The organism is Pseudomonas sp. P106(2024), assembly GCF_057480815.1.
In genome coordinates this window covers 666,560-683,799 of record NZ_JBLIYU010000001.1, presented here as the reverse complement: position 1 = coordinate 683,799, position 17,240 = coordinate 666,560, and the positions used below count along the sequence as shown (strand labels likewise).

The 17,240-nt window shown below is 63.6% G+C and carries 20 protein-coding genes; 11 read left to right on the top strand and 9 right to left on the bottom strand.

Going from position 1 to position 17,240, the window contains the following annotated elements; genetic code table 11:
• Positions 1–356: 356 nt before the first annotated feature.
• Together AC25M7_RS03145 and AC25M7_RS03140 are read left to right on the top strand one after the other, a co-directional pair.
• Complete coding sequence (locus tag AC25M7_RS03145) at positions 357–755, top strand: acyl-CoA thioesterase (RefSeq protein ID WP_003253317.1); 399 nt, start codon at positions 357–359, stop codon at positions 753–755.
• Between the two features lie 73 nt (positions 756–828).
• Positions 829–1,725: a D-hexose-6-phosphate mutarotase gene (locus AC25M7_RS03140; protein WP_486970722.1), complete on the top strand. Its 897-nt coding sequence runs from the start codon at positions 829–831 to the stop codon at positions 1,723–1,725.
• A 117-nt stretch (positions 1,726–1,842) separates the two neighbouring features.
• Here the strand turns inward: AC25M7_RS03140 and AC25M7_RS03135 are convergent, their stop codons facing one another.
• The 5 genes from AC25M7_RS03135 to AC25M7_RS03115 form a co-directional block, all read right to left on the bottom strand.
• Positions 1,843–2,376, bottom strand: a complete 534-nt coding sequence (locus AC25M7_RS03135; protein ID WP_028689975.1) for a DUF3299 domain-containing protein — start codon at positions 2,374–2,376, stop codon at positions 1,843–1,845.
• A gap of 50 nt (positions 2,377–2,426) precedes the next feature.
• The gene (locus tag AC25M7_RS03130) at positions 2,427–2,672 is read right to left on the bottom strand and encodes a GlsB/YeaQ/YmgE family stress response membrane protein (protein ID WP_011536441.1); all 246 of its coding nucleotides are present in this window, start codon (positions 2,670–2,672) and stop codon (positions 2,427–2,429) included.
• A 96-nt stretch (positions 2,673–2,768) separates the two neighbouring features.
• Entirely contained in the window at positions 2,769–3,851 is a 1,083-nt protein-coding gene (locus AC25M7_RS03125) for a 5-(carboxyamino)imidazole ribonucleotide synthase (RefSeq protein ID WP_028689976.1), read from the bottom strand.
• A gap of 10 nt (positions 3,852–3,861) precedes the next feature.
• A complete protein-coding gene (purE, locus tag AC25M7_RS03120) occupies positions 3,862–4,353 on the bottom strand; it encodes a 5-(carboxyamino)imidazole ribonucleotide mutase (RefSeq protein WP_028689977.1) in 492 nt (163 codons plus the stop codon).
• A 171-nt stretch (positions 4,354–4,524) separates the two neighbouring features.
• Positions 4,525–5,454: a LysR substrate-binding domain-containing protein gene (locus tag AC25M7_RS03115; protein WP_028689978.1), complete on the bottom strand. Its 930-nt coding sequence runs from the start codon at positions 5,452–5,454 to the stop codon at positions 4,525–4,527.
• A gap of 181 nt (positions 5,455–5,635) precedes the next feature.
• Here AC25M7_RS03115 and aspA point away from each other — a divergent pair, with 181 nt between their 5' ends.
• The 4 genes from aspA to AC25M7_RS03095 all read left to right on the top strand — a co-directional run bounded on the left by aspA (position 5,636) and on the right by AC25M7_RS03095 (position 10,496).
• Entirely contained in the window at positions 5,636–7,060 is a 1,425-nt protein-coding gene (aspA, locus tag AC25M7_RS03110; protein WP_028689979.1) for an aspartate ammonia-lyase, read from the top strand.
• Between the two features lie 168 nt (positions 7,061–7,228).
• A complete protein-coding gene (locus tag AC25M7_RS03105) occupies positions 7,229–8,221 on the top strand; it encodes an AraC family transcriptional regulator (protein WP_028689980.1) in 993 nt (330 codons plus the stop codon).
• Positions 8,222–8,349: 128 nt separating this feature from the next.
• Entirely contained in the window at positions 8,350–9,390 is a 1,041-nt protein-coding gene (locus AC25M7_RS03100) for a histone deacetylase family protein (protein WP_207851223.1), read from the top strand.
• A gap of 2 nt (positions 9,391–9,392) precedes the next feature.
• The gene (locus tag AC25M7_RS03095) at positions 9,393–10,496 is read left to right on the top strand and encodes an extracellular solute-binding protein (RefSeq protein ID WP_028689982.1); all 1,104 of its coding nucleotides are present in this window, start codon (positions 9,393–9,395) and stop codon (positions 10,494–10,496) included.
• A 112-nt stretch (positions 10,497–10,608) separates the two neighbouring features.
• On the opposite strand, the gene pdxR is transcribed toward AC25M7_RS03095, so the two are convergent.
• Positions 10,609–12,138 carry a MocR-like pyridoxine biosynthesis transcription factor PdxR gene (gene pdxR / locus AC25M7_RS03090; protein ID WP_088851467.1) on the bottom strand — a complete coding sequence of 510 codons (1,530 nt, stop codon included), beginning with the start codon at positions 12,136–12,138 and terminating at the stop codon, positions 10,609–10,611.
• Positions 12,139–12,228: 90 nt separating this feature from the next.
• Here pdxR and AC25M7_RS03085 point away from each other — a divergent pair, with 90 nt between their 5' ends.
• Genes AC25M7_RS03085 through AC25M7_RS03075 form a run of 3 tightly spaced genes read left to right on the top strand, consistent with a single transcriptional unit; the run spans position 12,229 to position 13,995 of the window.
• On the top strand, positions 12,229–12,858 hold the full coding sequence (locus AC25M7_RS03085) for an FMN-binding negative transcriptional regulator (protein WP_182324023.1): 630 nt from the start codon (positions 12,229–12,231) through the stop codon (positions 12,856–12,858).
• Positions 12,859–12,869: 11 nt separating this feature from the next.
• Complete coding sequence (locus AC25M7_RS03080; protein WP_028689985.1) at positions 12,870–13,316, top strand: GNAT family N-acetyltransferase; 447 nt, start codon at positions 12,870–12,872, stop codon at positions 13,314–13,316.
• A 7-nt stretch (positions 13,317–13,323) separates the two neighbouring features.
• Positions 13,324–13,995: a GNAT family N-acetyltransferase gene (locus tag AC25M7_RS03075; protein ID WP_207851224.1), complete on the top strand. Its 672-nt coding sequence runs from the start codon at positions 13,324–13,326 to the stop codon at positions 13,993–13,995.
• Between the two features lie 67 nt (positions 13,996–14,062).
• Here the strand turns inward: AC25M7_RS03075 and AC25M7_RS03070 are convergent, their stop codons facing one another.
• The 3 genes from AC25M7_RS03070 to AC25M7_RS03060 all read right to left on the bottom strand — a co-directional run bounded on the left by AC25M7_RS03070 (position 14,063) and on the right by AC25M7_RS03060 (position 15,479).
• Entirely contained in the window at positions 14,063–14,341 is a 279-nt protein-coding gene (locus tag AC25M7_RS03070; protein WP_307943364.1) for a helix-turn-helix transcriptional regulator, read from the bottom strand.
• Positions 14,338–14,514: a hypothetical protein gene (locus tag AC25M7_RS03065; RefSeq protein WP_486970721.1), complete on the bottom strand. Its 177-nt coding sequence runs from the start codon at positions 14,512–14,514 to the stop codon at positions 14,338–14,340. Before AC25M7_RS03065 ends, AC25M7_RS03070 begins: the two co-directional genes overlap by 4 nt.
• Positions 14,515–14,579: 65 nt before the next feature.
• Entirely contained in the window at positions 14,580–15,479 is a 900-nt protein-coding gene (locus AC25M7_RS03060) for a homocysteine S-methyltransferase family protein (protein ID WP_028689988.1), read from the bottom strand.
• A gap of 106 nt (positions 15,480–15,585) precedes the next feature.
• On the opposite strand from AC25M7_RS03060, the gene AC25M7_RS03055 reads away from it, so the two are divergent.
• Both AC25M7_RS03055 and AC25M7_RS03050 read left to right on the top strand, forming a co-directional pair.
• The gene (locus AC25M7_RS03055; protein ID WP_028689989.1) at positions 15,586–16,407 is read left to right on the top strand and encodes an ABC transporter substrate-binding protein; all 822 of its coding nucleotides are present in this window, start codon (positions 15,586–15,588) and stop codon (positions 16,405–16,407) included.
• Entirely contained in the window at positions 16,404–17,225 is an 822-nt protein-coding gene (locus AC25M7_RS03050) for an amino acid ABC transporter permease (protein ID WP_028689990.1), read from the top strand. Before AC25M7_RS03055 ends, AC25M7_RS03050 begins: the two co-directional genes overlap by 4 nt.
• Positions 17,226–17,240 lie beyond the last annotated feature (15 nt).

Sequence of the window (17,240 nt, the reverse complement as noted above, 5' to 3'; positions counted from 1 at the left end):
TCTTTCTCTTGTAGGTCTGCGGACCGCTTGGCATGCGGTTTCTGGATTGGATAGGCAGCGAAGATAGCAAATTGCCGAGCCGCGCTCATAGCGGTACAAAATCCATACAGATATTCATGAATGTGCGGTCGTCGCTGGCTGTGCAGGTATATATACTGCCCGCTCGTAGGAAAAGGTTGCTTCCATTTTGGGAAGTTGTGCGAAAACGTCGGTCATTGTTGTCAGACTGTTTCGCAGAGATTCCCTTTGGCCGCCTCGCGAAGCGAAATCAGCGTAGTATGCGTGATGCTGAATCGTTTTTACGGCGTCCTTCATTGCGCCACCAACGAAGCTTCACGGGTCAGAGGCCCCACGGCATGATTGAACTCGAACAAGAAGATCCTATCCCGCAGGGCGACCTGGCCTTGCAGATCACCGCGCTGCCACGCGAGACCAATGGTTTCGGCGATATCTTCGGCGGCTGGCTGGTCGCCCAGATGGACCTGGCCGGCACCGCCATGGCCAGCCGCGTCGCCGGTGGCCGGGTGGCCACGGTGGCCATCGACCGCATGGCATTCCTGGTGCCGGTGGCAGTGGGCGCGCAGCTGTCCTTCTATACCCAGACCCTGGAGATCGGCCGCAGCTCGATCCAGATGATGGTCGAGGTGTGGAGCGACGACCCGCTGTCCAGCGAATGGCGCAAGGTCACCGAAGCCGTGTTCGTGTTCGTCGCCATCGATGGCAGCGGTCGCACCCGCTCGGTGCCTCGTCGCTGAGCCGAGCGAGCGGTAAACTCATTGCACGTCACCGGGTCCAACGGCCTGACAGACAATCAATGAGACGAGCGCAATGGCTAACTTCACGGTCGAGACCGAGCTTCACGGCGAACTCAATTGCTGGCGCATTACCAGCGAGCAGGCCGAACTATTGATCGCCCAGCAGGGCGCGCAGGTCCTCAGCTACCAGCGAATCGGCGAACCGCCGCTGCTGTGGCTGAGCGACCAGGCCATTTTCCGCAAGGGCAAGTCGGTGCGCGCCGGCGCGCCGGTGTGCTGGCCGTGGTTCGGCATCTTCGAACGCAACCCGGATTCGGTCAAAGCCATGTTCAAGGGCGAGCAGCCACCGGCCCATGGCCTGGTGCGCGGGCGCGACTGGCAATTGCTGGGGGCCGAGAAGCACGGCGAAAACCTGTACATCGAATTCGAACTACCCGAAGCCCAGGGCGATCTGCCGGGTTGGGCCCACGAAGTCCAGCTCAAGCTGCTGGTGGAACTGGGCGACCAGCTGAAGCTGACCCTGACCAGCTACAACCTCGGCCATTCCGACGTCACCCTGAGCCAGGCCCTGCACAGCTACTTCGCGGTAAGCGACGTGCGCCAGGTGCAGGTGGAAGGCGTGGACGGGTTGGCCTATATCGAAACCCTGGCCAACTGGGAGCAACGCCAGCAGCAGGGCAACCTGGGTTTCGCGGGCGAGACCGACCGCATCTACCTGAACGCCCCCGAGCGCCTGGCCATCGTCGACCCGCACTGGAACCGACGCATCACCCTGCAGGCCGGCGGCTCACGCACCGCGGTCATCTGGAACCCCTGGACCGAGCGGGCCCGCGACCTGCCGGACATGGCCGACGATGGCTGGCAGCGCATGCTGTGCATCGAGACGGCGAATGTGATGGATGACGTGGTGGTGCTCAAGCCGGGGGCGAGTCATGCGATGAGCGTGGCGATCGGTAGCGAAGTGCTCTGAGGTTTCCAGGACCGCTACGCGGTCCTTTCGCGACACAAGGCCGTTCCCACAGGATTCGCGTGATCCCTGTGGGCGCGGCCTTGCGTCGCGACGGGCTGCAAAGCAGTCCCGGATGCGTTACAGGTCGGCATCCTCCACCACCCTCACCTGCCCCGCCTCCAGCGCATACGCCGCATCCGCCAGGTCATTGCTGACCGTCTCCACCTTCAGCGTGCCGGTCACCCACAACGGCGTGTAGATGTCATCGATCTTCAACCCTTTCGGATAACGCACCAGCACCAGCTGGTTCGGTGGCGGTGGCGGAACATGGATGCAGGCGCCCGGGTACGGCACGAGGAAGAACAGCGTGCTGTTGCCCTTGGCATCGCTTTCCAACGGCACCGGATACCCGCCCAGGCGGATCTGCTTGCCGTTCATCGCTGCCACGGTCTTGGTCGAGTACATCACCGCCGGCAAGCCCTTGCTCTGCTTCAGGCCACCCTTGGCAGTGAAGGTCCCTTGGGCTTCCGGGGAGTCGTGGTCGATCTCGGGCATCTGCTCGAGGGCTTTCTGGTCCGACTTGGGCATCAGCTCAAGCCAGTCGGTCTCGGGCAATTCGGCATGGGCCAGGGCGCTGGCCAGCAGCAGGGGGACGAGGAATAACGCACGCATGGGAATGCTCGGCAACTCGGGGATTGAATTGCCGGCATTCTAACGTGTGTTCAGCTCTTCTTGATGAAGCCGTAGATCACCAGGAGGATGATCGCGCCGACCAGGGCCCCGAAGAAGCCCGCGGCCTGCCCGGCCTGGTAGATGCCAAGGGCTTGCCCGCCATAGGTGGCAGCCAGGGAGCCGGCGATGCCGAGGAGGATGGTCATGATCCAGCCCATGCTGTCGTCACCCGGTTTCAGGAAACGCGCCAGCAGGCCGACGATCAGGCCAATGAAGATGGTTCCAATGATGCCCATGGCAATCCCTCTGTGATGAACATGAAACATGCCAAAGCCTAGTCAGCGCTTTGGCATGTTGCCATCTCAGAGCGGCATTGCCGGGCAGAAGTTCGATCAGCCGGCGATCAAGGCCTCTACTTCGGCAATCTTGGCCTTGAGGGTGGCCATGTCGGCGCAGCGCAGGGTGGCATGGCCGACTTTGCGTCCGACCTTGAACGCCTTGCCGTAGTGGTGCAGGTGGCAATCGTCGATGGCCAAGACCTTGTCCACTGGCGGTACTTCGCCGATGAAGTTGAGCATGGCGCTCTCACCCACCTTGGCGGTCGAACCCAACGGCAGGCCGGCGACGGCACGCAGGTGGTTCTCGAACTGGCTGCATTCGCTGCCTTCTATGGTCCAGTGCCCGGAGTTGTGCACGCGCGGGGCGATCTCGTTGGCCTTCAGGCCGCCGTCGACCTCGAAGAACTCGAACGCCATGACACCGACATAGTCCAGCTTCTGCAGCACGCGGCCGACGTAGTCTTCGGCCAGGGCCTGCAGCGGATGCGCCTCGCTGGCCACCGACAATTTCAGGATGCCGCTGTCGTGGGTGTTGTGCACCAACGGGTAGAAGCGGGTTTCGCCATCGCGGGCACGCACGGCCACCAGCGACACTTCGCCGGTGAACGGTACGAAACCTTCCAGCAAGCAGGGCACGCTGCCCAGCTCGGCGAAGGTGCCCACCACGTCCTCAGGCTTGCGCAGGACCTTCTGGCCCTTGCCGTCATACCCCAGGGTACGGGTCTTGAGCACGGCCGGCAGACCGATGCTGGCGACGGCGGCATCCAGGTCCGCTTGCGAGAGGATGTCGGCGAAAGCCGGGGTCGGAATCCCCAGGTCGCGGAACATGCTCTTTTCGAACAGACGATCGCGGGCAATGCGCAGGGCCTCGGCACTCGGATAGACCGGCACGAACTGCGAGAGGAAGGCGACGGTTTCGGCCGGCACGCTCTCGAACTCGAAGGTCACCAGGTCGACTTCGTCGGCCAACTGGCGCAGGTGGTCCTGGTCGCCGTAGTCGGCGCGCAGGTGCTCGCCCAGCGGCGCGGCGCAAGCGTCCGGGGCCGGGTCGAGGAAGGCGAAGTTCATGCCCAGCGGGGTGCCCGCCAGGGCCAGCATGCGGCCCAGCTGGCCGCCACCGATTACACCGATCTTCATAGCGTCAACCTCAAGCCTGGCGCGGGTCTGGATTGTCCAGAACGGTGTCGGTCTGCTCGGTGCGGAACTGCTTGAGCGCCGCGTGGAACTGCGGGTACTTGGCGCCCAGGATGCTTGCCGACAGCAGCGCGGCATTGACCGCGCCGGCCTTGCCGATGGCCAGGGTGGCCACGGGAACCCCAGCTGGCATCTGCACGATCGACAGCAGCGAATCGACACCCGACAGCATCGACGACTGCACCGGCACGCCCAACACCGGCAGGTGGGTCTTGGCGGCGCACATGCCCGGCAGGTGGGCGGCGCCACCGGCACCGGCGATGATCACCTCGATGCCGCGGCCTTCGGCCTCCTCGGCGTACTGGAACAGCAGGTCCGGGGTACGGTGGGCGGAAACCACCTTCACCTCGTAGGGAATGCCGAGTTTTTCCAGCATATCGGCGGTGTGGCTAAGGGTGGACCAATCGGACTTGGAGCCCATGATCACGCCAACCAGTGCACTCATCGTCGAGCCTCTTCGCTTGTGCGCCCGCAGGCGCGTCAAAAAACAACAAGCCACGCGGGACGACCGGCGTGGCTTGTTTGCTGATCATGACCGGATCTATCCGGTCGAGGGGCCGCGCAGTATAGCGTAACGCGAGGCGATCACGGCACCCCCGGCGACCAACTGTCGCCCTTATTTTTCGGGGGTTTGGCTGACTTTCGGGTCAACTGAGCCACCCTCCAGCTTGCGCCACAGCAACCGCACGTTGGCCTTGCGCACCAGCGCGCAGCGGTACAGGCGGATTTCCAGCGGCACATGCCACTGGCTGCCGCCACAGATCACCAGTTCGCCGCGCTCCAGCTCGCCGCGCATCGACAGCCTCGGCACCCAGGCGATGCCCATGCCTTCGAGGGCCATGCTCTTTAGACTGTCGGCCATCGCTGTTTCATAGACAGTGGTATAGCGCAGGTTGCGCTGGCGCAGCAGCAGGTTGACCGAACGGCCGAGGAAGGCACCGGCGCTGTAGGCCAGCAGCGGCACGCTGCCCTCGCCCTCCAGGTCGAACAGCGGCTTGCCGTCCGGGCTAACGGCGCACACCGGAAGCATTTCGGTGGTGCCCATGTGCAACGACGGGAAGATCTCGGCGTCCATCTGCAAGGCGGCGTCCGGATCATAGAAAGCCAGCATCAGGTCGCAACCGCCCTCGCGCAATGCATGAACGGCATCGCCAACGTTGGTGGCCACCAGGCGCGTGGCGATGTTCAAGCCATCGTTACGCAGCTGCGCCACCCAGCGCGGGAAAAAGCCCGACGCCAGCGAGTGCGCAGCCGACACCTGAATCACCTCGCCCTGCCCGCCCTCAAGGTGATGCAAATGGCGGAGAACTTCGCTCAACTGGTCGACAACGGTACGCGCGGTGACGAGAAACAGCTGGCCGGCCTCGGTCAGTTCGATCGGTGTGCGGGAACGATTCACCAAGGTCAGCCCCAACGCCGCCTCCAGGCTGCGTATGCGCCGGCTGAAGGCCGGCTGGGTGACGAACCGGCGCTCGGCCGCCTGGGAGAAACTGCGGGTTGAGGCCAGGGCACTGAAGTCCTCCAGCCATTTGCTTTCGAGGTTCATCGACTACTCCGCAACGCGTGCACCAAAATGGAACACGCTCGATTGTCAATCGGCGTCACATCAAACCGTATGCCGTTTGTGCATAGGTTAGCGTGCAACAGCATTGGCCGCAAAATCCGGGCAGCCCTAGCATTGGCGCCATTCCGGCAGGTGCCGGGTCAAAATCGAGATGATATCCATCATGTCCTCCGCTGCATCGTTCCGCGTCGAAAAAGATCTGCTTGGTACCCTTGAAGTCCCTGCCGATGCCTACTACGGCATCCAGACTCTGCGCGCTGCCAACAACTTCCACCTCTCCGGCGTTCCGCTGTCGCACTACCCGAAACTGGTAGTCGGCCTGGCGATGGTCAAGCAGGCTGCTGCTGACGCCAACCGTGAGCTGGGGCACCTGAGCGATGCTAAGCACGCTGCCATCACTGCAGCCTGCGCCCGACTGATCAAGGGTGATTTCCACGATCAGTTCGTCGTGGACATGATTCAAGGCGGTGCCGGCACCTCCACCAACATGAACGCCAACGAAGTCATCGCCAACGTCGCGCTGGAGCACATGGGCCACCAGAAAGGTGAGTACCAGTACCTGCACCCGAACAACGACGTGAACATGGCGCAGTCGACCAACGACGCCTATCCGACCGCGATCCGTCTGGGCTTGCTGCTGGGCCACGACGCCCTGCTGGCCAGCCTCGACAGCCTGATCCAGGCCTTCGCCGCCAAGGGTAAAGAGTTCGACCACGTACTGAAGATGGGCCGTACCCAGCTGCAGGACGCCGTACCGATGACCCTGGGCCAGGAATTCCGCGCCTTCGCCACCACCATGACCGAAGACCTGCAGCGCCTGCGCTCGCTGGCGCCGGAACTGCTGACCGAAATCAACCTGGGCGGTACCGCCATCGGTACCGGCATCAACGCCGACCCGGGCTACCAGGCCCTGGCCGTGCAGCGCCTGGCGACCATCAGCGGCCAGCCGCTGGTCCCAGCTGCCGACCTGATCGAAGCCACCTCCGACATGGGCGCCTTCGTGCTGTTCTCCGGCATGCTCAAGCGTACCGCGGTCAAGCTGTCGAAGATCTGCAACGACCTGCGCCTGCTGTCCAGCGGCCCACGTACCGGCATCAACGAAATCAACCTGCCAGCACGTCAGCCAGGCAGCTCGATCATGCCAGGCAAGGTCAACCCGGTGATCCCGGAAGCCGTCAACCAGGTGGCCTTCGCCATCATGGGCAACGATCTGGCACTGACCGTCGCCGCCGAAGGTGGCCAGCTGCAGCTGAACGTGATGGAACCGCTGATCGCCTACAAGATCTTCGACTCGATCCGCCTGCTGCAACGCGCCATGGACATGCTGCGCGAGCACTGCATCGTCGGCATCACCGCCAACGAACAGCGCTGCCGTGAACTGGTCGAGCACTCGATCGGCCTGGTCACCGCCCTGAACCCGTACATCGGCTATGAAAACGCCACCCGTATCGCCCGCGTCGCCCTGGAAACCGGCCGCGGCGTGCTAGAACTGGTGCGCGAGGAGAAGCTGCTGGACGAAGCGATGCTCAACGACATCCTGCGTCCGGAAAACATGATCGCTCCCCGTCTGGTTCCGCTGAAGGCGTAACCCAGGCCGCTGCAAACAGTCTCACCAGGTCGAGGGACTAGACACCTCTCAACCTTTCAAGGGCCCGAGCGCACGCTCCGGGCCCTTTTTTTGTGCCAGGGATTCGATATCCCTCCAACGGCACACAACTTGCTCTCCAAAGCTTCTCAGCCCAATGGGACGCCGAGCATGCTGCACAGCCACCTCACCACCCTCAACGCGGTTTCGCTGATCCTCCAGGTGTTCCAGGAGGCCGGCGTCGACCCGCGGCAGCTGCTCGCCGGCAGCGGCATAGGCCCGGCGGACCTGGGCCACGCCGATGCGCGCATCACCACCCAACAGGAGCTGCAGGTGTGCGCCAACGCCGTGGCCCGGCGTGAGGACATCGGCCTGGAACTGGGCCGGCGGATGCATGTGTCGTGCTACGGGATGCTCGGTTACGCCCTGCTCTCCAGTGCCACTTTGGGTGACGCCCTGCGCCTGGCGCTGAGTTATCCGGCACTGCTGGGAACAGTCTTCCAGCTGCGCCTGGTGGATGACGGCCAGCGAGTCTGGCTCAGCGCCACCGACCATTACGACGCCCCCGGCCTTGCCGCCTTCAACGCCGAGTTCTGCCTGGTGTCGCTGAAGGTGATCTGCGATGACCTGCTCGGCCGCCCGCTGCCGCTGCTGGCGGCGCGCTTCGAACACTCGCGTCCCGGCTACCACACGCTCTATGACGGTGCGTTCCAGTGCCCGCTCGGCTTCCAGGCCAGCGACAACGCCTTTGCCTTCGAGCGCCGCTGGCTGGACATGCCACTGCCGCTGGCCGACCCGATCACCCACAAGGCCATGGGCGAACGCTGCAGGCGCCTGAACCTTGAGTTCACCGGACGCCAGGCCTGGCTCGGACGCATTCGCCAGCTGCTGGTCCAACAGCTGGATGCCGCCCCCGGGCTGGAGGGGCTGGCACGGCAAATGAACTGCTCGTCGCGCACCTTGCGCCGGCACCTGCAAGCGCTGGGCAGCAGTTATCAACAGCTGCTCGACGAGTTGCGCTTCGAGCGGGCCAAGCAACTGCTGGCCGAAGACCAGATGCCGATCTATCGCATTGCCGAATCGCTGGGATTCAGCGAGACCGCGAGTTTCAGGCATGCCTTCCAGCGCTGGAGCGGCGTTGCGCCCAGCCATTTCCGCGGCTGACCACACCGCGATAGCGGTCGGCACAGGTGATGGCCATATCTATCCCCTTTTGGCCATTCATGCCGTTCTCCCTGCATCAGGCCAGCCAGCACAATCGGCCCACGCCAGTCATAAACGGAGAACAACACGTGCTGACGATCTATTCCGATGACCACCGCCTGCACCATGGCCGCTGCGAGCTGATCGACGGCCAACTGATGCCCTGCTTCGAAATGCCTTCCCGCGCCGACCACGTCCTGGAGCAGGTGCAAAAGCGCAACCTCGGCCCCGTGCAAGGCCCCACCGATTTCGGTCGCGCCCCGCTGCAACGTATCCACAGCACCGACTACCTGAACTTCTTCGAAGGCGCCTGGGCTCGCTGGGCCGCACTGGGCCACGACGGCGACCTGCTGCCCTTCACCTGGCCGGCGCGCACCCTGCGCCAGGTCAAGCCCACCGGCCTGCACGGTGAACTCGGCTATTACAGCTTCGACGCTGGCGCACCCATCACCGCCGGCACCTGGCAGGCCGCCTACAGCGCGGCGCAAGTGGCCCTGACCGCCCAGGCCGCGATCCAGCAAGGCGCCCACGCGGCCTTCGCCCTGTGCCGCCCGCCGGGACACCACGCCGCCGCCGAGGTGATGGGTGGCTACTGCTACCTGAACAACGCCGCCATCGCCGCCCAGGCCTTCCTTGACCAGGGCCGGCGCAAGGTGGCCATCCTCGATGTCGACTACCACCACGGCAACGGCACCCAGGACATCTTCTACACCCGCAACGATGTGTTTTTCGCCTCGATCCACGGCGATCCGCAGGACGAGTTCCCGTTCTTCCTGGGCTATGCCGACGAAGTCGGCGAAGGCGCGGGCGAAGGCTGCAACATCAATTACCCACTGCCCGCCGGCAGTGATTGGGCCGCCTGGAGCGCTGCATTGGAAGATGCTTGCCAGCGCATCGCCGCCTACGACGCCGAGGTACTGGTGATCTCCCTCGGCGTGGACACCTTCAAGGATGACCCGATCTCCCAGTTCAAGCTCGACAGCCCGGACTATCTGGAAATGGGCAAGCGCATCGCCCAGCTGGGCAAGCCAACCTTGTTCGTGATGGAGGGTGGCTACGCTGTGGAGGAAATCGGCATCAACGCGGTCAATGTGCTGGAAGGCTTCCAGCACGCCCAGCCAGGAGCCTGAACATGGTCCGACTCAAGCGTCTGCTCGCCCCGCTCATCGCCACCGGCCTGCTCGCCGGCGCGCTCCAGGCCCATGCCGACCAGCGCACCCTGCGGGTCTACAACTGGTTCGACTACATCACCCCGCAGACCCTCACCGACTTCCAGAAGGACAGCGGGGTGAAGCTGGTCTACGACATCTTCGACACCAACGAGGCACTGGAGGCCAAGCTGCTGACCGGCAACTCCGGCTACGACGTGGTGGTGCCGTCCAACGTGTTCCTCGCCAAGCAGATCGAAGCGGGCGTGTTCCAGCCGCTCGATCGCGCCAAGCTGCCCAACTGGCAACACCTGGACCCGGCGCTGATGAAGCTGATCGAGGCCAACGATCCCGGCAACAAGTTCGCCGTGCCCTACATGTACGGCACCGTGCTGATCGGCTTCAACCCGGACAAGGTCAAGGCGGTGCTCGGCGACAACGCCCCGGTGGACAGCTGGGACCTGATCTTCAAACCGGAGAACATCGCCAAGCTCAAGCAGTGCGGCGTGGCGCTGCTCGATTCACCGTCGGAGATCCTGCCGCTGGCCCTGTCGTACCTGGGTCTGGACCCTAACAGCGGCAAGCCGGCCGACTATCAGAAAGCCCAGGACCTGCTGCTGAAGATCCGCCCGCATGTCACCTACTTCCACTCTTCCAAGTACATGGCCGACATCGCCAACGGCGACATCTGCGTGGCAGTGGGTTATTCGGGCAGCTTCTCCCAGGCCGCCAACCGCGCCCGCGAGGCAAAGAATGGCGTGACAGTGGACATGCGCCTGCCCAGGGAGGGGGCACCGATCTGGTTCGACATGCTGGCGATCCCGAAGAACGCGGCCAACCCGGAGGATGCCCATGCCTTCATCAACTACCTGCTGCGGCCTGAGGTGATCGCGCCGATCAGCGATTTCGTCGGCTACCCGAACCCGAACAAGGATGCGAACGACAAGGTCAGCCCAGCGATCCGCAACAACCCGAACCTGTACCCGACAACGGAGGCGATGGCCAAGCTGTATACCTTGAAGCCACTGCCACGGGATGCCGAGCGGGCACGCACCCGGGCCTGGACCAAGATCAAGTCGGGAACCTGATGGGGTTGGGGCCTGCTCTGCAGCCCCTCGCCGGCAAGCCGGCTCCTACAAAGGCATGCGCAGTTACTGTGGGAGTCGGCTTGCCGACGACGGGGCGCAGAGCGACCTCAATTCAGCGCCGCCAAGCCTTGCGCAGACGCATCAACGCATCCGCTATCTGCGCCTCCGGCACCGCGGCAAACCCCAGCACCAACCCTGCCCTGTTATCCACTGGCTCCTCGCTATCCTCCAGCCAGTAGCTGCTCAGCGGATTGACCTCCACCCCCACCGCTTCCGCCCGAGCCACCAGCTCCTGCTCCCGCGCGAAGTTATCCACATCTACCTTCACATGCAGCCCCGCTGCCACCACGGGCATGGCCCCCAGCCCCGGCACGTCCTGCGGCCAGCCTGCCTTGAGCACATTGCGCCGCGCCAGCGCAGCCCGGCGCATGCGGCGGATATGCCGCTGGAAATGCCCCTGGGCCATGAATTGCGCCATCACGCACTGGGTGCCGACCTCCGAATGGCGTACCGCCAGCGCCCGGCATCGACTGAACGCCTGCACCAGACGCCCGGGAAGCACCAGGTATCCCAGGCGCAAGGCCGGAAGCGCGATCTTGCCGAAGGTCCCCACGTACAGCACTCGCCCCTGGCGGTCCAGCGAGGCCAGTGGCGCCAGCGGCACACCGCTGTAACGGTACTCGCCGTCGTAGTCGTCCTCGAGGATCCAGCCATCCTGGCGCTCGGCCCAATCCAGCAGCGACAGGCGACGGGCCAGGCTCATGGTGACGCCCGTGGGGTACTGGTGGGCAGGCGTCACGTAGGCCAGCCGGCACTCGGGCATCTCGGTCAGCCTTGCGCAGTCCATGCCCTCGGCATCCACCGGCACGCCCTTGAGCGTGGCCCCGGCCATCGCGAAGGCATGCCCGGCAGCCCGGTAGCCCGGGTTTTCCACAGCCACGCCATCGCCCGGTTGCAGCAGCAGCTGTGCACAAAGGCTGATGGCCTCCTGCGCGCCACTGGTGATCACTATTTGTTCAGCCGTGCAGCTAAGCCCCCGCGAGCGTCGCAGGTAGGTGGCAATCAATTCACGCAGCTGCCACTCACCGGCCGGGTCGCCATAGCCCAGCATCGCCGGGTCGGGATTTCGCCAGAAACCCGCTTGCAGCTTGGCCCACACCTCGAACGGGAACAGGTCGAACGCCGGCACGCCGACGCGAAAAGCCTTGGGCGCCCCGCCTCTGGGCAGCGGCAAATGATGATTCTTCAGACGTTGCAGGGGCTCGCTGATGACTGCCTGCCTGGATAAATCCTCAGTATCTGAAGCACTATATGTGGATAAGTCTGTTGATAACCCCAGGGATAACCCTGTTGATAATTGTGTGGATAGTTTCGGCAGCTGGCTCACATAGGTGCCATCGCCAACCCGGCTCTCGATGAAGCCCTCCGCATACAGCTGGTCGTAGGCTCGCACCACGCTGTTGCGCGACAGCATCAGCATCGCCGCCAAATCGCGGGTGGCCGGCAACCGCGTGCCGCTGCCCAGGCGCCCATCCAGCACCCTGGCGCGCAAGGCATGGTAGAGCTGCTGGCTCAGCCCGCGGCGGCGGTCCAGGACAATACCCGCGGGGTCGAAAGGCAGAGGATGGCAACGTTCGCTCATGACATTGGACCTATGAAAACAGCCGTGAATGGCTCTTACCTAGAGCCAATAGCCTGCCTAGCATGGGGTCATTCAGCAAGGACATCCAGCATGTACAACAACAAGTCCCACCAGGAACACGACCTCGACCGCCTGCACCGGCACATGCTGCAAACCCGCCTGGCGCTGCTGGTCAGCCAGGGTGACCAGGGCCTGCTGGCCACCCACCTGCCCGTACTGGTCGAGGCTGGCGAAGGCGAGTTCGGCACGGTCTACGCCCACCTGGCCCGGGCCAACCGCCAGTGGCAGGACCTGGAGCAAGGGGGCGAGGCGCTGCTGGTGTTTCCCGGTGCCGATGCCTACGTCAGCCCGAGCTACTACCCGAGCAAGGCGGACAACCCCAAGGTGGTGCCGACCTGGAACTACCTGGCCGTGCACGCCTATGGCCCGGTCGAAGTTATCCACAACGCCCAGTCGTTGCTGGACATTGTCACCCGCCTCACCGAACGCCATGAACAACACCGCGACGAGCCCTGGAAAGTGTCTGACGCCCCAAGCGACTACCTCGACGGCATGCTCCGCGCCATCGTTGGCATCCGCCTGTCCATCAGCCGCCTGCAAGGTGCGCGCAAACTGAGCCAGAACCGTTCGGCGCATGACATTGCCGGCGTGCGCAAAGGCCTCAGTGCCAGCAATGACCACCTGGACAACCAACTCGCCGCGCACATGCGCGATCTTTGAAGGACAAGCCCATGACCCCCGTTACCCTGCGCCCGGTCGGCACTCACGATCACGCCGCCTGGCGCTCCCTGTGGCAGGCCTACCTGCGCTTCTACCAGACCGAGCTGGCCGACGAGGTCTACCTCAGCACCTGGCAGCGCCTGCTCGACCCCAACGAGCCCACCCATTCGACCCTGGCCTGGGTCGACGACAAGGCGGTGGGCCTGGTCAACTTCATCTACCATCGCACCAACTGGAGCATCCAGAATTCCTGCTACCTGCAGGACCTCTACGTGGACGGCGAGCAACGCGGCCTGGGTATCGGCCGACAGCTGATCGAGCATGTTTACGCGACGGCCAAGGCCGCCGACTGCACGAGGGTGCACTGGCTGACCCACGAGACCAATGCCACCGCCATCAGCCTGTACGAACAGATCGCCGATCGGCCGGGCTTCATCCAATTCCGCAAAGCACTGTAGGCCGAACATGAACGACGCATTGAACTGGAAGCCCGCCGGCACCCCGAAGGCCGAGCCCCTCGAAGGCCGTTTCATCCGCCTGGAAAAACTCGACCCGGCCCGCCATGGCAATGACCTGTGGGAAGTACTGCAAGGCCCGGGCTCGGACCCGTTGCTGTGGGACTACCTGCCCTACGGCCCGTTTGCCGAGCGCGCCGGCTTCGACCACTGGCTGCAAGGCAACGCCGCCAGCCGCGACCCGCTGTTCTACAGCGTGATCGACCGCGCCAGCGGCCAGGTCCAGGGCATCCTCAGCTACATGTCGATCGTCCCGGAACAGGGTCGCTTCGAAATCGGCCACATCGCCTTCGGCGCCGCCATGCAGCGCACGCCCAAGGGCACCGAGGCGGTCTACCTGCTGAGCAAGCTCGGCTTCGCGCTGGGCAACCGCCGGCTGGAATGGAAGTGCAACAACGCCAATGATCGCTCCAAGCGTGCAGCGGAGCGGTTCGGCTTTGTGTTTGAAGGGGTGTTCCGTAACCACATGGTGGTCAAGGACCGCAATCGGGATACCGCCTGGTACTCGATTACCGATGCCGAGTGGCCGGCCGTGGCGGTGGGGTTCGAGCGTTGGTTGAGTGAGGAAAACCAGCAGCCTCAGGGGCAGTTGCTGACGCTGGAGGCATGTCGCCTGGGTTGAAGCAGTGCGGGGCAAGTCGCATCGGCGCACCGCCGCTCCCACGCTTGCGACTTGCCCCGCGATGCAGTCAACCGATCTGCCGGTGACGACTGACCACACCCATTTTCAAGCCGAACGGCTTGAACACTGCATTCAACGACTTGAGCGTGGGGTTGCCTTCCCCCTGCTCGATCTGAATCAGCGTGCGAAACGAAATCTTGCACATCTTCGCAAACTGCGCCTGCTGCATCTTGGCCACCTCGACACGCAAGCGGCGCACTGCCGCGCCGAGTTCCAGGCTGCCGTCGGCTATACCTTCGCGCACAGCATCGATCAACAACCCGCGCACATCGATGGAAACTGTCATGCCAGCCCCCAGGCAGTCAGCCGCCGTTGCAGTGAGCCGAGGGCAATGGCCGGATGGTTCATTACCGCATCAGAGAGCCCCATATCGGCCAGGACGTCCGGCAATGCCAGCAGGCTGCCGGCATCCTGGCGCAGGCGCTGTAAGGCCTGCTCCGGATCCATCAGGGGCGCCAAGGCATCAATTTCTGGGATACTCGTCCCATTGGCCCACCCTCAGCGGCAGGCCACGATCTACCTCATCAAACCAATTTCGCCTTGAGCTCGGCAATGTGCTCCGGGCCGATTCCGCAGCAACCGCCGACCAGACTGGCACCGCGCTGGCGCCAGTTCTGTGCCCAACTCAGGTAGCCCGGTGGGTCCAGGTCTTCACGCAGCTCGTCCAGGCCATCATTGGCCGTTGCATCCTTGGGCTGGGGTGGGAAGGCGTTGGCGTAGGCACCGATGGCGATATCGGCACCCAGGCGCTCGAATGCTGCCTTGGCGGCATCGATGGCATCACCGATCACTTCGGGCTGGCTGCAGTTGAACAACAACACCTGCGCACCAAGCGCGGCAACGGCTTCGGCGGCTTGCGCGACCGGTTCGCCCGAGCGCAGCCGTGGCACGTCATCGACGTCTTCATCGCGCAGGGTGAACGACACCCAGAACGGCTTGCCATCGCGCGGCAGCTGCGCGTGGATGGCACGCACTTCCGCGATCGAACTCTGGGTTTCCGCCAGCCACAGGTCGACATGCTCGGCCAGGCCTTCAAGCAGCGGCGTCAGCACTGCGGCGACCTGTTGCGGCTGGAACAGGTCTGGGCGATAGGAACCGAACAGCGGCGGCAAGGAGCCGGCAACCCGCACCTTGCCCCCGGCAGCATCGGCAGCCGCCCGTGCCAATTGCCCTGCGGTTTGTGCCAGGGCGTAGCCCTCTTTGGCAAAGCGCGCTTCGCCGATATGAAACGGCACCACCGCATAGCTGTTGCTGGTGATCACTTCGGCACCCGCCGCGATGTAGGCAGCATGGACGGCCACTACGGCCTCCGGCGCCTCGCTCAGCGCCAGCGCCGACCACTCCGGCTGACGAAACGGCGCACCCCGGCGCTGCAATTCCCGCCCCATGCCGCCATCCAGAATAACCAACGACCGTTCGCCCATATGCCATTCACTTATATTGATATGAATAAAATTCACTAGTTAGTACATGTTTATAACTATTAAATATCAAACATCCTTTATTCAAGCACTTTTTCCAGGTATCTCCATGCGTTTACCAACCTTGCTGGGCGCCGGTCTCCTTGCCCTGAGCGCTGCCACTCAAGCCTTCGCAGGCGCCACGCTGGAACGTGTGGAAACCCGCAAGGAACTGGTCAATGTGCTGATGGAGAGCTACCCGCCGTTCTCTTTCCTCAACGAGCAAAATCAGCTCGACGGCTTCGATGTGGACGTGGCCAAGGCAGTCGCCGAAAAGCTGGGGGTGAAACTGCGCCTGGAAACACCCTCCTGGGACGTGATCGCTGCTGGCCGCTGGAGCGGCCGCTACGACATCTGCATCTGCTCGATGACGCCGAGCAAGGCGCGCGCCGAAGTTTTCGACTTCCCGGTGCAGTACTACGCCTCGCCGGCGGTTATCGTGGTCAACGCCAAGGACGAGCGCATCCACTCGGCCAAGGACCTGAACGGGCGCAAGGTCGGCCTGACCAGTGCCTCCAGCTACGAGAGCTACCTGAACAAGAACCTGGTGATCGAAGGCGCCGAAGACCGCAAGATCGACTACCCCTTCGACTTCGTCCAGGCCGCCCCATACGACACCGACAACGTTGCCTTCCAGGACCTCGGCCTGGGCGCCGGCGTGCGCCTGGATGCAATCCTGACCAACCTGGTGACCGCGCAACCCCGCCTGAACCAGGACAAGCGTTTCAAGCTGGCCGGGGCGCCGTTGTATGAAGAGCCCAACTCGGTGGCCATCGAGAAAGGCGACCCAGAATGGGATGCCAAGGTGCGCCAGGTGTTCGCCGAGCTGAAAGCCGAGGGTACGCTGGCGAAGCTTTCGCAGAAGTGGATCGGCGCCGACATCAGTAAATGAATGCACATCAACCTGCTCCCAAACCCGTCGCCACAACGACGGGCTCGCGCCTGCTCGGCTTTCGCAGCCGGCTGTACCTGACGTGGCTGGTATTGTTGCTGCTGTTCGTGGGCTTTTTCTTAAACTTTGATCTGAAATTTTCGATCATCGTAGAGAAATTCCCCAACCTTGCAGGCTTCCGGCTTGGCCCCAACGGCTTTTTGCAAGGCGCCGCGCTGACCCTGTTCCTGTGCATCTGCTCGATGTTCACCTCGGTGCTGCTGGGTTTTGCCGCCGCCTTGGCAAGGCTGTCCAGCAGTGCGGTGCTGTTTGGCCTGGCGAGTTTCTACACCTCGTTCTTTCGCGGCACACCGCTGTTGATCCAGATTCTGCTGATCTACCTGGGCCTGCCACAGCTGGGCCTGGTGCCGGGCGCCATCGCCGCCGGGATCATCGCCCTGTCACTGAACTACGGCGCCTACCTGAGCGAGATCTTCCGCGCCGGCATCATCGGCGTCGCCGTCGGCCAGCGCCAGGCTGCCCTGGCCCTGGGCATGCGCCCGGCAGCGATCTTCTGGCACATCACCCTGCCCCAGGCCATGCGCACCATCATCCCGCCGAGCGCCAACCAGTTCATCTCAATGCTCAAGGACTCGTCGCTGATTTCGGTGATGGGTGTCTGGGAAGTGATGTTCCTGGCCCAGTCCTACGGCCGCTCCAGCTATCGCTACCTGGAGATGCTGACCACCGCGGCGGTGATCTACTGGGTGCTGTCGATCCTGCTGGAGCTGGTGCAGGCCCGGCTGGAGCGGCATTTCGGCAAGGGTTACCAACGCTGAGCGGCAGGCGAAAAA

Excerpts from the sequence above, each read along its gene's own strand:
- AC25M7_RS03145 (WP_003253317.1), top strand. The coding sequence starts at position 357 with ATGATTGAACTCGAACAAGAAGATCCTATCCCGCAGGGCGACCTGGCC.
- AC25M7_RS03140 (WP_486970722.1), top strand. The coding sequence starts at position 829 with ATGGCTAACTTCACGGTCGAGACCGAGCTTCACGGCGAACTCAATTGC.
- AC25M7_RS03135 (WP_028689975.1), bottom strand. The coding sequence starts at position 2,376 with ATGCGTGCGTTATTCCTCGTCCCCCTGCTGCTGGCCAGCGCCCTGGCC.
- AC25M7_RS03130 (WP_011536441.1), bottom strand. The coding sequence starts at position 2,672 with ATGGGCATCATTGGAACCATCTTCATTGGCCTGATCGTCGGCCTGCTG.
- AC25M7_RS03125 (WP_028689976.1), bottom strand. The coding sequence starts at position 3,851 with ATGAAGATCGGTGTAATCGGTGGCGGCCAGCTGGGCCGCATGCTGGCC.
- purE (WP_028689977.1), bottom strand. The coding sequence starts at position 4,353 with ATGAGTGCACTGGTTGGCGTGATCATGGGCTCCAAGTCCGATTGGTCC.
- AC25M7_RS03115 (WP_028689978.1), bottom strand. The coding sequence starts at position 5,454 with ATGAACCTCGAAAGCAAATGGCTGGAGGACTTCAGTGCCCTGGCCTCA.
- aspA (WP_028689979.1), top strand. The coding sequence starts at position 5,636 with ATGTCCTCCGCTGCATCGTTCCGCGTCGAAAAAGATCTGCTTGGTACC.
- AC25M7_RS03105 (WP_028689980.1), top strand. The coding sequence starts at position 7,229 with ATGCTGCACAGCCACCTCACCACCCTCAACGCGGTTTCGCTGATCCTC.
- AC25M7_RS03095 (WP_028689982.1), top strand. The coding sequence starts at position 9,393 with ATGGTCCGACTCAAGCGTCTGCTCGCCCCGCTCATCGCCACCGGCCTG.
- pdxR (WP_088851467.1), bottom strand. The coding sequence starts at position 12,138 with ATGAGCGAACGTTGCCATCCTCTGCCTTTCGACCCCGCGGGTATTGTC.
- AC25M7_RS03085 (WP_182324023.1), top strand. The coding sequence starts at position 12,229 with ATGTACAACAACAAGTCCCACCAGGAACACGACCTCGACCGCCTGCAC.
- AC25M7_RS03080 (WP_028689985.1), top strand. The coding sequence starts at position 12,870 with ATGACCCCCGTTACCCTGCGCCCGGTCGGCACTCACGATCACGCCGCC.
- AC25M7_RS03075 (WP_207851224.1), top strand. The coding sequence starts at position 13,324 with ATGAACGACGCATTGAACTGGAAGCCCGCCGGCACCCCGAAGGCCGAG.
- AC25M7_RS03070 (WP_307943364.1), bottom strand. The coding sequence starts at position 14,341 with ATGACAGTTTCCATCGATGTGCGCGGGTTGTTGATCGATGCTGTGCGC.
- AC25M7_RS03060 (WP_028689988.1), bottom strand. The coding sequence starts at position 15,479 with ATGGGCGAACGGTCGTTGGTTATTCTGGATGGCGGCATGGGGCGGGAA.
- AC25M7_RS03055 (WP_028689989.1), top strand. The coding sequence starts at position 15,586 with ATGCGTTTACCAACCTTGCTGGGCGCCGGTCTCCTTGCCCTGAGCGCT.
- AC25M7_RS03050 (WP_028689990.1), top strand. The coding sequence starts at position 16,404 with ATGAATGCACATCAACCTGCTCCCAAACCCGTCGCCACAACGACGGGC.